This is a genomic window from Actinoallomurus sp. NBC_01490 (assembly GCF_036227085.1).
Lineage (GTDB): Bacteria > Actinomycetota > Actinomycetes > Streptosporangiales > Streptosporangiaceae > Actinoallomurus > Actinoallomurus oryzae.
In genome coordinates, this window is the sequence record NZ_CP109433.1 from 6,142,900 (window position 1) to 6,157,405 (window position 14,506).

Here is a 14,506-nt window from a genome sequence, read left to right on the forward strand (position 1 = left end):
TAGCGGAATCTACTTACGGCGGGAGCGGACTCATGAGCAAGGAACAGCGCGCCCGGGTCGACGCGATGATGCGACAGCCGCGGGCCGAGGGCCCCCGGTCGGCAGAGGCGCTCCGCGCCGGATTCGCGGCGCTGATGGCCCAGATGATCGTGCCCGGCGGCATCCACACCACGCGGACGACGCTCGGCGACCGGCCCGCCCTCCATGTCGAGCCGGACAACGGGCGCCGCGCCGGGACGATCCTGTACTTCCACGGCGGCGGCTGGGTGTTCGGCTCCCCCGAGACCGCCCTGTCGCTGACGGGACACCTCGTGGCCAAGACCGGCTTCGAGGCGCACTCGCTGGACTACCGGCTTGCCCCCGAGCACCCGTTCCCGGCCGCGATCGACGACACCCTGAGGGCCTACCGCGCCCTCCTCGACAGCGGCAAGGACCCCTCGGCCATCGCGTTCGCCGGTGACTCCGCCGGCGGCGGTCTCACCGTCACCACCTGCCTGGCCGCCCGTGACGCGGGCCTTCCCCCGCCCGCCGCCATCGTGGCCTTCTCCCCGGGCCTCGACGCCACCCGGACGGGCGAGAGCATGGACACCAAGGAGGGCATCGACCCGATCTTCACCCGCAAGGCCCTTGAACACACCGGGGCCATGTACGTCGCCGGCGCCGACCCGCACCAGCCTCTGCTCAGCCCGGCGGTCCTCGCCGACCTGACCGGCTTCCCCCCGATGCTGATCCAGGTGGGCATCAACGAGATCCTGCTGGACGACTCCACGCGCCTTGCCGCGCGTGCGAGGGCGGCCGGGGTGGACGTCATCCTGGACATCACCGCCGACGTGCCGCACGTGTTCCAGTCGTTCGCCGGCGTTCTGGAGGAGGCGGACGAGGCGCTGGACCGCGCGGCTCTCTTCCTCGGCCAGCGCATCCGCGCCGGCGGCACGGTGCACACGTCAGCGGAGTAGGCCCGGCCCCCGCTCTGGCCGGGACCTCCGCCTCGGGTCTCGGCTCGGCGCCCCCTGACGCCCTGGCCGTCGGGATCCGGCTAAGAGCGGGGGCGCGCGGGTTCGGTCCTGGTGCTGTGGCCCACCGTCCACGGCCGGAGCTTCTCGGGGTTGCGTACGGCCCAGATGCGCGTGATCCGCTCGTCTGTGATGTCGAACGCGTACACGGTCACCACGACGCCGTCCTGCTGGGCCACCAGGCCGGGCCGGCCGTTGACGGTACGCTCCAGGACCGTCAGACCGGCCAGCCGGCCGGCGAGGTCGACGAGGCCGCGCGCGAGCTGCTCGGCGCCTTCGAGCCGGCGGCGCACGGTGGTGGCGAGGCCGCCGCCGTCGCCGGTCGCCGTGACATCCGGGTCGAGCAGGCCGATGAGGGCGTTGATGTCCTTGGCTTCCCAGGCCTGCTTGAAGTTCCTGACGATGGCGGCCTGCCGGGCGGCCGGGGGCGGGGGCGTCCGCGTGGCGCGGATGCGCCGGCGGGCCGAGGAGGCCAGCTGGCGGCAGGCCGCCGGCGTACGGCCGACGATCTCGGCGATCTCGGCGAAGGGGTAGCGGAAGACGTCGTGGAGGATGAAGGCGACGCGTTCGGCCGGGGTCATCGATTCGAGTACGACGAGAAAGGCCATGGTGACCGACTCGTCGAGGGTGACCCGGTCGGCCGGGTCGACGGTGCCGGCCGCCCGGCCACCTGACCACTCCGCGGGTTCGGGCAGGGGCTCGGGGATCCAGTCGCCGACGTAGTTCTCCCGCCGGGCTCGTGCCGAGCCGAGCAGGTTGAGGCAGATGCGGCCGGCGACCTTGGTCAGCCAGGCGCCGGGGGATTCGATGGCCTGCCGTTGCTGTGGGGACAGGGCGTACCAGCGGGCGTAGGTCTCCTGAACGGCATCCTCGGCTTCGACGAGGGAGCCGAGAAGCCGGTAGGCAAGGTTGATCAGCTGACGCCGCTCGCTCATGATCGCGCTCAGGCTCGGGTCGGGCCGGCCGTCTCCCGGCTCGGATTGAGTGGTCATGGTGTCGTCGGCTCCCTCGGTCGCGTCCGTCCTCACCGGTTCGACAAGACAGCGTCCCGGAACGTGACGTCGGCGCCCCGCCTCACATTCCGAGCGCCTGTGCTGTCGGACCGATGAGACACCATCCGGCACGCAGGGAGGAACACCTCGCCATGTCCACGCCAACGACGACCGACACGACGACCGGCACGACGACGGAGCAGGACGGCATCCAGTCGCGCCTGCCCGACCTCACCCGGCTCTTCCCCGAGCTGGCGAAACTCTCCGGGGCCGTGCGCAACGCCGTCCGGAACGGGCCGGTTTCGCAGACCACCATCGGCCTGATGCTGCTGCGCGGCGCGCAGGTCGTCGGCAGCACCTACCACGCCATCTCGTTGACCGACAACCTCCGCAGGGCCGGCGAGACCGAGAAACGCATCACCGCCGTGGCGACCTGGCACGACGCCCCCTACTTCACCGACGCCGAACGGGTCGCCCTGGAGCTCGTGGAGGCCGTCCTCACCCCGAACCCCTTCGGGGAACGCGTCTCCGACGAACTGTTCGCCAGGGCGTCCGCACTCTACGACGACGAGGAGCTCTGGACGCTCACCATGGCGATCGGCCACTTCTGCTTGTTCGTCCCGGTCGCTCTCATCGGCAAGCCGATCCCCGGTCGGCCCATCGGAAAGAACTACAGCAGGTAACGCCGGCGCGGGCGTGACGGGGGCCCTCAGGCCAGGATGAAGCGGGTCTTGCCGAAGGCGACCTCATCGCCCGGGCGCACGCGCGTGGGGGCGACGATGCGGTAGCCGTTGACGAGGGTGCCGTTCATCGAGCCGAGGTCGGATAGCAGCCAGTTGTCCCCGGCGCGGCGAAGTTCGGCGTGCACCCGCGAGACGCTGAGGTCGGTGACGACGAACTGGCAGCCCGGTGCGCGGCCGATCAGCAGGCGCGTCCAGTCGTGCGGGGGCAGGGCGAAGCGCGGCAGGCGCGGCGCGCGCCAGGCGGCCTCCAGGCGCGCGGTCATCGACGACAGGGAGGTGACGGCTCCGGTGAGGCCGCGTACCAGGCGGCTGGCCGGGGGCAGGTCGCTGACGAGCGCGGTCAGTTCGGCGTTGCTGCGGGCGCGCAGCGCCGACTCGACGCGCCGCTCGAACGTCTCGTGCGACAGCCTGCCCTCGGCGACCCGCTCGCGTAGCTCGCGGAGTACACGATCGCGATCCGAATCCGATGCGCGCGCCGGGAGCCCTGCCATGAGACGAGTATCCGGACCAGAAAGTGTCGTGTCCAGTACGCGGTGGAGTGTCCAGGCCGGAGCTTCTCCACGCCTAATGATCTACAATGTAAAGGCGCCGGGTCGTGTCACGCCGGGCTCCAGCGGACGCGGACCTCGGCGGGCTTGCGGAAGACCAGGCCACGCGGCCCGTCGGTGTGTTCCAGGCGCAGGCCGGGGAGCCGGAGCAGGGCGCCCAGGGCGGTCGCGGTCTCCAGGCGGGCCAGGTGCGCGCCGAAGCAGAAGTGCGGGCCGCGTGCGAACGACAGGTGCCGGTCGGCGTCCTCGCGGCGGACGTCGAAACGGTCCGGGTCGGTGAAGACGGCCGGGTCGCGGTTCGCACCCGCGATCGAGACCCGTACGAGATCCCCGGCACGGATGTCGGCGTCGCCGAGCCGCACGTCCCGCACGGCGTACCGGTCGACGACCGAGGCCGCCGGCTCCAGGCGCACCGACTCCTCGATGGCGCCGGCGAGCAGCGCGGGGTCCTCGCGCACCAGCGCGAGCTGGTCCGGATGGCCGAGCAGGTGCACCGCCGCGTTGGTGATCATTCCCTCGGTGGTGTCGATGCCGCCGAACATCAGCACGGCGGCGTCGGCGACGACCTCGGCGGTGGTCAGCCCCTCGGGCCGCGCGGCGACCTCGGCGAGCAGCGAGGACGGCCGCCCCTGCTTGATCGCCCCCTCCACCCGCGCGCGCAGCAGCCCGTACGCCTCGGGAACGACGGCCTCCTCGCCGGCGGTGATGGCCGACACGCCCGCGACGAGCGCGTCGTACCACGACCGGACGGTGGCGGCGTCGGTGTCGCCGAGCCCGAGCGCCTCGGCGATGACCGCGACGGCGAGCGGCCCGGCCAGCTCGGCGCGCAGCTCGGCCCGCCCGGCCGGCCGCAGCGCGCCGACCAGCCGGTCCACCTCGGCGGCCACGAACGCGGTGAACCGCGCACGCGTCTCGGCGGGCCGGAAGGTACGGGCGAACGGCTCGCGGTGCCGGGTGTGCGCCGGCCCGTCGAGGGAGAGCATGCTGGGCCCGATGAGCTGCGCGGTGGAGAAACGCGGGTCGTCCACGGTGTAGGAGCGGGCGTCGCGCATGACCTCGCGGGCCAGGTCGTGGCGGGTGACGAGCCATCCGCCGAGCGCGGGCAGCCAGGAGACGGGTTCGGCGGCCCGCAGCCGGGCGAGCAGCGGGTGCGGGTCGATGGTCAGCTCGTCGACGGTGGCGCGGGCGCCGATGGGGTAGCTCACCCAGGCGACGTTACGGCCTACGACCGGACGAAACGGACGGCGGGTCCCTGCTGCCCGGCCCGCCGGCTGCCGCGGAGGCGGGACTCGTCAGGTCCGGGTCCTTGCGGCCGCCGGACGGACGTCGCCACAGTGGAGGCATGACCGGCCGCCGCGTCCCCGTGGGCCCGGCACCGTCGCGACCACGCGTCGCGGCTTCGAACGGACCGTCCAGGCCACTCCCGGCGGGACGTCGAACGGTCCTGCTCCGTACGCGCCGCGGCCCGCCGACCGGCCCCGGCTCCCAGGAAAGGCACGCCAGTGCGCATCGTCATCCCCATCTTCGAGGGCGTCACCGCGCTCGACGCCGTCGGCCCGTACGAGGTTCTGCGGATGCTTCCGGAGGCCGAGGTCGTCTTCGCCGCGGAATCCACCGGCCCGTGCGCCGACGGGCACGGCTCGCTGTCCCTCGTCGCGACCGCCGCCCTGACGGACGTCACCCGTGCCGACGTGCTGCTGGTGCCCGGCGGTCCCGGGGCGCGGCGCCGCGTCACCGACGAGCCGCTGCTCGCGTGGATCCGCGATGTCCACGCCACGACGCGGTGGACGACGTCGGTGTGCACCGGATCGCTGCTGCTGGGCGCGGCCGGTCTCCTGGACGGGCTGGAGGCCACCACGCACTGGAGCGCGGTACGGGAGCTGGAGTCCTACGGCGCGACGTACACGGCGCGGCGGGTCGTCGAGCAGCCCGGAGGTGTCATCACCGCGGCCGGCGTCTCCTCGGGCATCGACATGGCCTTGCGGCTGGCCGAGCTGATCGCGGGGCGGACCGCCGCCGAGGCGTGCCAGCTCGTGATCGAGTACGACCCGCAGCCGCCCTTCGACTCCGGCGCGTACGCCAAGGCGTCACCGCAGGTCATGGAGTATCTGGCGGCCCGGCGCTGAGTCAGGGGCGCAGCAGGACCTTGCCGACGTCGTCGCGGGCGCCGCGCAGCAGGTCCATCGCCGGGCCGAACTCCGCGAGGTCCAGTTCGTGCGTGATGAGCGGGCCGGGGTCGAGCAGCCCCGCGGCGAACAGGCGTACCGCGTGCGCCCAGGCCGCCGGGGGAGCGCCGAACACCCCGGTGACGGTGAGCATCCCGCCGACGATCGCGGCCGGGTCGGCGGTGGTGGCCTGTCCGGGGATGCCGGTGAGCACGACCCGGCCGCCGCGGCGTGCCAGGGCGATCGCCGTCGCGGCCGTGCCGGGCACGCCGGCCGTCTCGACCACCACGTCGTAGCCGCCGGCCGGCAGCGGTCCGCTCTCGAAGCGGGTCGCGCCGCACGCCAGGGCGGTGCCGGCGCGTCCGGCGCGCGGGTCGGTGGCGGCCAGCTCGGCGGGGGAGCGCAGCCGCAGCATCAGCAGGCACAGGGCGCCGAGCGTGCCGGCGCCGACCACGGCGACCCGCTCGCCCGCCTCCACCCGCGCGGAGAGGACGGCGGCCGCGGCGACGGCGGCGGGCTCGAGCAGCGCGGCGGCGCGCAGGTCGGCGCCGGCCGGCAGGACGTGCAGCAGCCGCGCCGGCAGCACCAGCGTCTCGGCGAACGCGCCGGGGCGGGTGAAGCCGGTCTCGTCGTACCCGGCCGAGCACAGGTTCGCCGCGCCCTCGCGGCAGCGGTCGCAGACCTGGCAGTTGCGGAAGCCCTCGCCCACCACCGGCCGTCCGGCCAGCTCCGCGTCCACGCCGGGACCGGTGGCGGCCACCACACCGGACCACTCGTGCCCCGGGACGACCGGGTAACGGACGAACGCCGCGGGCCGGGTGCCCTCGACCAGTTCGCGATCGCTGCCGCAGATGCCGGCCGCCGCCACCCGCACGGCGACCTCGCCCGGACCCGGTTCGGGCGGATCACCGGTGACCAGCCCGTACGCCCCCGGCGCCCGGACCACGAGCGAGCGGCTCATGGATCCTCCTTCGTCGGGGGAGCGATCCCGTGGCGCGTGTTGTCGGTTCTCTCGCTCCGCTCGTTCACGGGCCGGCCGTCGCGTCGCGTGTTCCGGTGCGCTCGGGGTCGCGGAGGTGCCAGTCCTCGGCGAACAGGTCGAACTTCGCGCGTTGCCGGGGGAACCGGGCGCACGCCTCCACGTCGAGCGTCACGCCGAGGCCCGGCTCCTGCGGCAGGGTGAAGTAGCCGTCGACGACCTCGGGCAGGCCCGGCGCGACCTGTTTGATCGCCGCGTCGGCGAAGTCGTTGAAGTGCTCCTGGATCTTGAAGTTGGTGGTGCAGGCGGCCAGGTGGAGGTTGGCGGCGGTGAGCACGGGGCCGCCGACGTTGTGCGGGGCGATGAGCACGTAGTGGGTCTCGGCGGTGGCGGCGAGCTTGCGGGTCTCGGCGATGCCGCCGATGTGGGAGATGTCGGGCTGGATGACGTCGACGGCCTGCAGGTCGAACAGTTCGCGGAACTCGATCCGGTCGTGGATGCGTTCGCCGGTGGCGATCGGCAGGTCGGTGTGGGCGGAGACCTTGGCGAGGGCCTTGAGGTTCTCCGGTGGGCAGGGCTCCTCCAGCCAGCTCGGCTTGAACGGCGCGAGTAGCCCGGCCAGCCGGATCGCGGTCGCCGGGGAGAACCGGCCGTGCATCTCGACGAGAAGCTCGGCCTCCTCGCCGATGGCGTCGCGGACCGCCTCGACGAGGCTGACCGAGCGCATCGTCTCGGCGTGGTCCAGCTCCATCGTGCCGGTGCCGAACGGGTCGAACTTCAGCGCCTGGTAGCCGCGTTCGACGACCTTCTTGGCGGCGGCGTGGAAGGCTTCGGGGGTGCGTTCGACGGTGTACCAGCCGTTGGCGTAGGCCTTGATCCGGTCCCGGACCTTTCCGCCGAGCAGCCGCCAGACGGGCTGGTCGAGGGCCTTGCCGACGATGTCCCAGCAGGCCATCTCGACGCAGGCGATGCCGGACATGACGATCTCGCCGGCGCGCCCGTAGTCGCCGTACTTCATCCGGTGGACCAGGTCCTCGGTGTCGAAGGGGTCCGAGCCGGCGATGTGGTTGCGTTCGGCCTCGGCCAGGTAGCCCAGCAGCGCGTCGGTGTGCCCGAGCATGCGGGCCTCTCCGACCCCGGTCAGGCCCTCGTCGGTGTGGACGAGGACGTGGGTGAGGTTGCGCCAGGGTGTGCCGACGACGTGGGTGGACAGGCGGGTGATGCGCACGCGGGCCTCCTCGCGGGCCGGGGGCGGGATCGGGGCGCGGGGTTCAGGGGAGGGGCGGCCGGTGCCCGAGCCGCTGGGACAGCTCCGCGGCACCGCGGCGGATCAGTTCGCTCCACTCCTCGCGGCGTTCGCCGTTCCAGCGCAGGCTCGGCGCCGAGACGCTCATCGCGGCGACCATGTCGCCGGTGTGGTCGTAGATGGGGGCGGCGACGCAGTAGACCGCCTCGTTGGACTCGCACTCGTCGTAGGACAGCCCGGCCTCGCGGATCCGCTGCAGGCGGGCGCGCAGCCGTGCGGGGGAGGTGATGCTGTGCGGGGTCATGCCGGGCAGCTCGCGGTCGCGCGGCACGCGTGCGTCCAGGGCGTCGGAGGACAGGCCGGACAGCAGCATCTTGCCCACGCCGGTGCAGTGCGCCGGCAGGCGCCGCCCCACCGCCGAGACCATCCGTACGGGGTGGGTGCTGTCGACCTTGGCGATGTAGACGACGTCCGCACCGTCGAGCACGGCGACGTGCACGGTCTCGTCGCATTCGGCCGCGACCCGCTGGGCGACCTCCCGCGCCTCGTGGGCGAGGTCGAGCTGCTCGGCGAAGACGCTGCCGAGCTGGAACAGCCGCATGCCCAGCCGGTAGCGGGTCGGCTGGCCGGGGGTCGGGATGAGGTAGGCGCGGTCGGTGAGGGTGGTGACCAGTTCGTGGACGGTCGTACGGGGCAGCCCGAGGCTCTCGGTGATCTCGGGCGCGGACAGGCTGGGGCGGTCGAGGAACAGCTCGAGGATGTCGAGCGCACGGGTGACCGCCGGCACCGTCCGTCCCATCTGCGACCACCCCGCCGAACGCTGTACGAAATCTCGGGCGCAGGCTAGGCGCCGCCGGACGGCGGTGTCAACGGCGCGTAACGCCGGGCGCATGTGGTTTTCCCGGCGGAACAGCCGTTGACGCTGGCAGAACACGCACTTACCGTCCAAATGCCGACACAAGTCCAGATCGCGTCCGAAATATCGAACAGGGAGGCGCCGTGACCGAGCGAAGCGAGGGAACCGGAAGCATCGTCCGCCCGGTCACCTCCCCGCCGCAGGAGGGTGCCGCGACCGGGCGAAGCGGAGAGGCCGGAAACACGGTCCGCACCGTCGCCTCCCCGGCGCGGGAAGGGGACCCGATGGGGGCCACCCGGCGCTATCTGGCCGCGATGGGGCTGCCCGACAGCGACCTCGGCGCGCCGCCGGAGTCGGACCGGCGCTTTCCCGACGGCGGGCAGTACCGGGTGGAGATCCCCTCGGTGGAGGGGCCGCCGGCCTTCCGCGCCGTCATCGCGGCCGCCCGTGAGCACGGGGTGCGGGTGCACCGGATCAGCCAGGGCAGCGGCATCATGCTGCAGACCGACGCGGAGATCCGCGAGATGGTCGCCCTCGGCGCCGAGCACGACATCGAGGTCTGCCTGTTCGTCGGACCGCGGGCGTCGTGGGACGTCGGCGTGCAGGTGACCGCCTCCTCCGGCGCGGTCGCGTCCGGTTCGCTGCGCGGGGCCGACCAGCTCGTGTACGGCATCGAGGACGTGGTGCGCGCGGTCGGGCTCGGGCTGCGCAGCGTCCTGGTCGCCGACGTGGGCCAGCTGTGGGTGCTGGGCCGGATGAAAAGGACCGGGGACCTGCCTCCCGACCTGATCCTGAAGTCGTCGGTGTCGCTGCCGGCCGCCAATCCCGCCACCGCGCGGCTGCTGGAGGACCTCGGCGTCACCACCGTCAACCTGCCGATCGACCTGACGCTCGCGCAGGTCGCCGCGATCCGCGCGGCCGTCGACGTGCCGCTGGACCTGTACGTCGAGGGCGCCGACGACTTCGGCGGGACGGTCCGCTACTACGAGGTGCCCGAGCTCGTACGGGTCGCCGCGCCGGTGCACCTGAAGTTCACCGTCCGCAACGCCCCGGGCATCTACCCCTCCGGCCGTCACCTGGAGCCGGTGGCCGTGGCGACCGCGCAGGAGCGGGTCCGCCGCGCGGCGATCGGGGTGGCGATGCTCCGCCGCTATCGGCCCGGTGCGGTGGAGAGCACGTCCTCGCGGCTTCTGCCGGCCGGTCCTTGACAGGTTTCGCACTGGCTTCTACGGTCGCGTCAAGATATTTCGAACGTAGTTCGAAATATCGAACAACCGCCCGGATCGGGGGCGGGCGGGCGACGCGCGTCTCGAGGTGGACGCGCGTCCCGAGGTCGGCGCCGCGCGTGCTCGGCCCACCGCCACTGATCCCGGAGGTTCGTGATGACCCAGGTCCATCCCAAGGTCGAAGAGGCCGTCGACACGCTCGGTCTGGAGGGCGCGACGCGGCGGCGGCTCCTCAGCGGAGCGGGCATGGTCAGTGCCGCCGCGGCGGCGTCGGCGCTGCTCGCCGCGTGCTCCTCCAGCAACAAGAAGGACTCCGGCTCGGTGGCCAAGGGCGGCGTGGGGCCGTTCCCCTCGACGCCGAAGTGGAAGTTCGTCTTCGTCAACCACGTGACGACCAACCCGTTCTTCACCCCGACCCAGTACGGCGCTCAGGACGCGTGCGCGCTGTTGAACTGCGAGTTCCAGTGGACCGGTTCGCAGGACTCGGTCGTGCCGCAGATGATCAACGCGCTGAACTCGGCGATCTCCGCCAAGGCCGACGGCATCGCGGTGGCGGTCGTGGACAAGACGGCGTTCCGCGCGCCGGTCGACAAGGCGCTGGACGCGGGCATCCCGGTGGTCTCCTACAACGCCGACGGCGCCAAGGGCGACCCCGGCTCGAACCGGCTCGCCTACATCGGCCAGGACCTGTACACCTCCGGCTACCAGCTCGGCCAGCGCATCGCCTCGCTGATGCAGGGCGGTGACGCGGTCGGGTTCATCGCGACGCCGGGGTCGTTGAACATCCAGCCGCGCATCGACGGCGCCAAGGACGCCATCAAGGCCTCCGGCAAGCCGATCAACTTCACCTCGGTCGCCAGCGGCGCCGAACTGCCCAAGGAGCTGTCCACCATCGACGCGTACGCCCAGGGGCACAAGAACCTCAAGGGCATGTTCGCCGTCGACGCCGGCTCCACCGAGAACGTCGGCAAGGTCGTGGCCAAGTACGGGCTGAAGAAGAAGGGCGTGGCCGCGGGCGGCTTCGACCTCAACCCCGCGACGCTGAGCGCGATCAACGCCGGGAACCTGGACTTCACCATCGACCAGCAGCCGTACCTGCAGGGGTTCCTGCCGGTGCTGTACCTGTGGCTGTACAAGCTGTCGGGCGGGCTGGCCGCGCCGTCGGAGACCAACACCGGGCTGCTGTTCGTCACCAAGGACAACGTCCAGCCGTACCTGGCGACCAAGACCCGGTTCGAGGGCTCCAGTACCAAGCAGCAGCTGCTGAACCACTCCGGCTCCATCGCCCACAAGTGATGGGCGGCCCGGTGAGTGAGGCCGAGGCGCCCGGGACCGAGGTGGCGGCGCCGCGTCCGCCACGGCGGCTGGGCCGTGCCGCCGACGCGTTCCTGCGCCGCCGCGAGGCCACGATCCTGGTCGTGGCGGTCGCGCTGCTGATCTACTTCCAGTCGGCCCGTTCGGAGTTCCTGAGCAACGACAACCTGGTGAACATCTCCCAGGGCACCGCGCCGTACGCGATCATCGCGGTCGGTGAGGTGCTGTTGCTGGTCAGCGGCGAGATCGACCTGTCGGCCGGGATGGTGTTCACGCTGGCGCCGTTCCTGATGCACTACCTGGTCGACTACTACGGCATGTACCCGATCATCGCGATCGTGGTGGCGCTGCTGGCGGGCGCCGTGATCGGCCTGCTCAACGGGGCGGTGACGGTGCTGTTGCGGGTGCCCTCGTTCGTGACGACGCTGGGCACGATGTTCCTGGTGCAGGGCATCACGCTCACCACCTCCCACGCCTACCCGGCGGAGATCCCGTCGGCCGCGCAGGGCCTGGCGGGCTGGTTCGGGCACGCGGACTGGTCCGAGCTGATCTGGTGCCTGCTGATCGTGGCGTTCTTCCACCTCGTGCTGATCCGCACCCGGTGGGGGCTGCACACGGTCGCGGTCGGCGGCAACCTGCTCGGCGCGAGCGAGGCGGGCATCAAGGTGGCCCGGATCAAGGTCGGCAACTTCATGGTGACGGGCGCGCTCGCGGCGTTCGCCGGCATCCTGGAGGCGTTCCGCACCTCCACGATCGACCCCAGCTCCGGCGGCACCGGCGCGATGTTCACCGCCGTGTCGGCCGCGGTCATCGGCGGCACCGCCCTGGCCGGCGGCTCCGGCACGGTGATCGGCGCCCTGCTCGGCGCGCTCGTGCTGGCCGAGCTGCAGAACGGCTTCAACCTCATCGGCATCAGCGCGAACCCGTTCAACATCATCCTGGGTGTGGCGATCCTCGTCTCGATGATCCTCAACGTCCATCTGGCGAGGCTGCGAAGGGCGGGGCGGTCATGAGCGAGCGGAACGAACGAGCCGAGCAGCCCGAGCCCGGCGTAGGAGCGCGCCGGGACGAAGTGCTGCGGGCCGAGCACCTGGCCAAGAGCTTCGGCGCGGTGACCGCGCTCACCGACATCGACCTGCGCCTGGAACGGGGCGAGGTGCTCGGGCTGATCGGCGACAACGGCGCGGGCAAGTCGACGCTGATGAAGATCCTGTGCGGGTTCCACCAGCCCGACTCCGGGCGGATCCTCATCGACGGGCAGGAGGTGACGCTCAAGTCGGTCGAGCACGCGCGTTCGCTCGGCGTCGACACCGTCTACCAGGACCTGGCGCTGATCAACGAGCTGAGCGTCTACCACAACATGTTCCTCGGCCGCGAACACGTGCGCTGGCCGCTGCTGAACAACCGGGCCATGCGCCGGCTCGCCCGCCGGCACCTGGAGGACATGGGGGTGAACATCCCCTCGGTCGACGTGGAGGTGGCCAAGCTGTCCGGCGGGCAGCGGCAGGCGATCGCGGTGGCGCGCTCGGTGTACTCCGAGGCGAAGATCCTGCTGCTGGACGAGCCCCTGGCGGCCATGGGCGCCAAGGAGGGCGCGTTGATCCTGGACCTGGTCCGCGGGTTGAAGGAGCGCGGCGAGGTCTCGGTGATCATCATCGCGCACAACTACGCGCAGGTCCTGGAGGTCTGCGATCGGGTCAACCTGCTCCAGCACGGCCGGATCACCTTCGACAAGGCCGCCGGGGAGACCTCGTTGCGGGAGCTGACGGACCTGGTGGTGGCCGAGTACCGGGCCGCGCGCACCCGCGGCACGCCGTAGTGGCACGCTCGTAGGCGAGTACGCCGTCCCGGAAGGAGAGTGATCGCGGGTGACCGCGGTAGCGAGCGTCGACGCACGGACCGGTGAGGTCGTGGCCACCGTCGCGCAGGAGAGCACGCCCGAGGAGACCGCCGCCGCCTGTGCGCGGGCGGCGGATGCCTTCCCCGGGCTGGAGGCGATGGGCCGGTACGGCCGCGCCGGGCTGCTGCGGGCGATGGCCGGGGCCCTGGAGGCCGCGCGTGCCCAGGTCGTGGAGGTCGCCGACCGCGAGACCGCGCTGGGGCGGCAGCGCCTGAACGGCGAGCTCACCCGCACCTGCTTCCAGCTGCGCCTGTTCGCCGACGTCCTGCACGAGGGCTCCTACGTCGAGGCGACCATCGACCACGCCGGGCCGACCCCGATGGGCCCGCGGCCGGACGTGCGCCGCATGCTGGTCCCGCTCGGGCCGGTCGGAGTGTTCGGCGCGAGCAACTTCCCGCTGGCCTTCTCGGTGCCGGGCGGCGACACCGCCTCGGCCATCGCCGCGGGCTGCCCGGTCGTGGCCAAGGCGCACCCCTCCCACCCGGCCACCTCCCAGCTGTGCTTCGAGCTGCTCGGCGAGGCCGTACGGGAGACGCGGGCGCCGGAGGGCACCATCGGCCTCGTACACGGCGCCCAGGCCGGCACGGACCTGACCCGGCATCCGGCGATCCGCGCGGTCGGCTTCACCGGCTCCTACCGCGGCGGGCGCGCCCTGTTCGACGTGGCGAACGCCCGGCCCGACCCGATCCCGTTCTACGCGGAGATGGGCAGCCTCAACCCGCTGGTGGTCACTCCGGCGGCCGCCGCCGCCCGCGCCGCCGAGATCGCCGAGGGGTACGTCGCCTCGTTCACGCTCGGCGCGGGGCAGTTCTGCACCAAGCCGGGGCTGGCGTTCGTCCCGGCCGGCGAGGCGGGGGAGCGGTTCCGCGCCGAGACGGCCCGCCGCGTACGGGACCTGGGCGGGACGGTGCTGCTGAACGCCGGGATCGCCGAGGGCTTCCGCGACGGTGTCGACCGGCTGACCGGGCAGCCCGGCGTGGAGGTCCTGGCCGCCGGGGACGGCCCGCTGGCGCCGGCGCTGTTCGCGGTGCGCGCGCAGGACTTCGCCGGTCCGCTGCTGGAGGAGTGCTTCGGGCCGGCCGGCGTGCTCGTGACCTACGACGGGCCCGAATCGCTGCTGGAGCTCCTGTCGGGCCTGCCGGGCAACCTGACCGCCACGGTCCACACCGGGGAAGAGGAGACGGACCTGCCCGCGCGCCTCGCCGCGGTGCTGCGGGAGCGGGCGGGCCGGCTCGTGTGGAACGGCTTCCCGACCGGCGTGGCGGTCAGTCACGCCATGCACCACGGCGGCCCGTTCCCGGCGACGTCCAACCCGCTGCACACCTCGGTGGGCACGACCGCGATCCGGCGGTTCCTGCGCCCGGTCGCCTGGCAGGACGCCCCGGAGGCGCTGCTGCCGGCCGAGCTGCGCGACGCCGACCCGGGCATCCCCCGCCGCGTCGACGGCGTCCTGATCCCCGGCGGTGATCCGGCGGGCACCTGAGAGCACGCCCGGTACCGGGGAGACGCCGAGTCCTTCCCGTT

At 72.6% G+C, this 14,506-nt stretch carries 14 protein-coding genes; 8 read left to right on the forward strand and 6 right to left on the reverse strand.

All coding sequences use genetic code 11. The annotated features are described in order from the left end of the window. Positions 1–32: 32 nt before the first annotated feature. Positions 33–956: an alpha/beta hydrolase gene (locus OG417_RS28640; protein ID WP_329234848.1), complete on the forward strand. Its 924-nt coding sequence runs from the start codon at positions 33–35 to the stop codon at positions 954–956. Between the two features lie 80 nt (positions 957–1,036). Here OG417_RS28640 and sigJ read toward each other — a convergent pair whose 3' ends face one another. After that, the gene (sigJ, locus tag OG417_RS28645; protein ID WP_329234851.1) at positions 1,037–2,005 is read right to left on the reverse strand and encodes an RNA polymerase sigma factor SigJ; all 969 of its coding nucleotides are present in this window, start codon (positions 2,003–2,005) and stop codon (positions 1,037–1,039) included. A gap of 152 nt (positions 2,006–2,157) precedes the next feature. On the opposite strand from sigJ, the gene OG417_RS28650 reads away from it, so the two are divergent. Beyond that, positions 2,158–2,688, forward strand: a complete 531-nt coding sequence (locus OG417_RS28650) for a carboxymuconolactone decarboxylase family protein (protein ID WP_329234855.1) — start codon at positions 2,158–2,160, stop codon at positions 2,686–2,688. A 26-nt stretch (positions 2,689–2,714) separates the two neighbouring features. Here the strand turns inward: OG417_RS28650 and OG417_RS28655 are convergent, their stop codons facing one another. Both OG417_RS28655 and OG417_RS28660 read right to left on the reverse strand, forming a co-directional pair. Further along, a complete protein-coding gene (locus OG417_RS28655; protein ID WP_329234858.1) occupies positions 2,715–3,239 on the reverse strand; it encodes a DUF1707 and FHA domain-containing protein in 525 nt (174 codons plus the stop codon). A gap of 107 nt (positions 3,240–3,346) precedes the next feature. After that, positions 3,347–4,501: a cytochrome P450 gene (locus tag OG417_RS28660; RefSeq protein ID WP_329234861.1), complete on the reverse strand. Its 1,155-nt coding sequence runs from the start codon at positions 4,499–4,501 to the stop codon at positions 3,347–3,349. A gap of 297 nt (positions 4,502–4,798) precedes the next feature. On the opposite strand from OG417_RS28660, the gene OG417_RS28665 reads away from it, so the two are divergent. Next, positions 4,799–5,422 carry a DJ-1/PfpI family protein gene (locus OG417_RS28665; protein WP_329234865.1) on the forward strand — a complete coding sequence of 208 codons (624 nt, stop codon included), beginning with the start codon at positions 4,799–4,801 and terminating at the stop codon, positions 5,420–5,422. Position 5,423: 1 nt separating this feature from the next. On the opposite strand, the gene OG417_RS28670 is transcribed toward OG417_RS28665, so the two are convergent. From OG417_RS28670 to OG417_RS28680, 3 genes are all read right to left on the reverse strand, one after another. Then, positions 5,424–6,422, reverse strand: a complete 999-nt coding sequence (locus tag OG417_RS28670; RefSeq protein WP_329234868.1) for a zinc-dependent alcohol dehydrogenase — start codon at positions 6,420–6,422, stop codon at positions 5,424–5,426. Positions 6,423–6,486: 64 nt separating this feature from the next. Continuing rightward, the gene (locus OG417_RS28675) at positions 6,487–7,668 is read right to left on the reverse strand and encodes a mandelate racemase/muconate lactonizing enzyme family protein (RefSeq protein ID WP_329234870.1); all 1,182 of its coding nucleotides are present in this window, start codon (positions 7,666–7,668) and stop codon (positions 6,487–6,489) included. A 43-nt stretch (positions 7,669–7,711) separates the two neighbouring features. Next, positions 7,712–8,485 (reverse strand): IclR family transcriptional regulator, encoded by a 774-nt coding sequence (locus OG417_RS28680; RefSeq protein ID WP_329234873.1) that lies wholly within the window; start codon positions 8,483–8,485, stop codon positions 7,712–7,714. Positions 8,486–8,685: 200 nt separating this feature from the next. On the opposite strand from OG417_RS28680, the gene OG417_RS28685 reads away from it, so the two are divergent. The 5 genes from OG417_RS28685 to OG417_RS28705 all read left to right on the forward strand — a co-directional run bounded on the left by OG417_RS28685 (position 8,686) and on the right by OG417_RS28705 (position 14,465). Continuing rightward, positions 8,686–9,750 (forward strand): U32 family peptidase, encoded by a 1,065-nt coding sequence (locus OG417_RS28685; RefSeq protein WP_329234877.1) that lies wholly within the window; start codon positions 8,686–8,688, stop codon positions 9,748–9,750. A 174-nt stretch (positions 9,751–9,924) separates the two neighbouring features. Then, positions 9,925–11,064, forward strand: a complete 1,140-nt coding sequence (locus OG417_RS28690) for a sugar ABC transporter substrate-binding protein (RefSeq protein WP_329234880.1) — start codon at positions 9,925–9,927, stop codon at positions 11,062–11,064. Between the two features lie 11 nt (positions 11,065–11,075). Further along, positions 11,076–12,095, forward strand: a complete 1,020-nt coding sequence (locus OG417_RS28695; protein ID WP_329234883.1) for an ABC transporter permease — start codon at positions 11,076–11,078, stop codon at positions 12,093–12,095. Further along, on the forward strand, positions 12,092–12,901 hold the full coding sequence (locus tag OG417_RS28700; protein ID WP_329234886.1) for an ATP-binding cassette domain-containing protein: 810 nt from the start codon (positions 12,092–12,094) through the stop codon (positions 12,899–12,901). Before OG417_RS28695 ends, OG417_RS28700 begins: the two co-directional genes overlap by 4 nt. A gap of 49 nt (positions 12,902–12,950) precedes the next feature. Then, on the forward strand, positions 12,951–14,465 hold the full coding sequence (locus OG417_RS28705) for an aldehyde dehydrogenase (NADP(+)) (protein ID WP_329234889.1): 1,515 nt from the start codon (positions 12,951–12,953) through the stop codon (positions 14,463–14,465). Positions 14,466–14,506 lie beyond the last annotated feature (41 nt).

What these genes read in the sequence shown, in the direction of transcription:
- OG417_RS28640 (WP_329234848.1), top strand. Translation starts at nt 33, where the DNA reads ATGAGCAAGGAACAGCGCGCCCGGGTCGACGCGATGATGCGACAGCCG.
- sigJ (WP_329234851.1), bottom strand. Translation starts at nt 2,005, where the DNA reads ATGACCACTCAATCCGAGCCGGGAGACGGCCGGCCCGACCCGAGCCTG.
- OG417_RS28650 (WP_329234855.1), top strand. Translation starts at nt 2,158, where the DNA reads ATGTCCACGCCAACGACGACCGACACGACGACCGGCACGACGACGGAG.
- OG417_RS28655 (WP_329234858.1), bottom strand. Translation starts at nt 3,239, where the DNA reads ATGGCAGGGCTCCCGGCGCGCGCATCGGATTCGGATCGCGATCGTGTA.
- OG417_RS28670 (WP_329234868.1), bottom strand. Translation starts at nt 6,422, where the DNA reads ATGAGCCGCTCGCTCGTGGTCCGGGCGCCGGGGGCGTACGGGCTGGTC.
- OG417_RS28680 (WP_329234873.1), bottom strand. Translation starts at nt 8,485, where the DNA reads ATGGGACGGACGGTGCCGGCGGTCACCCGTGCGCTCGACATCCTCGAG.
- OG417_RS28690 (WP_329234880.1), top strand. Translation starts at nt 9,925, where the DNA reads ATGACCCAGGTCCATCCCAAGGTCGAAGAGGCCGTCGACACGCTCGGT.
- OG417_RS28700 (WP_329234886.1), top strand. Translation starts at nt 12,092, where the DNA reads ATGAGCGAGCGGAACGAACGAGCCGAGCAGCCCGAGCCCGGCGTAGGA.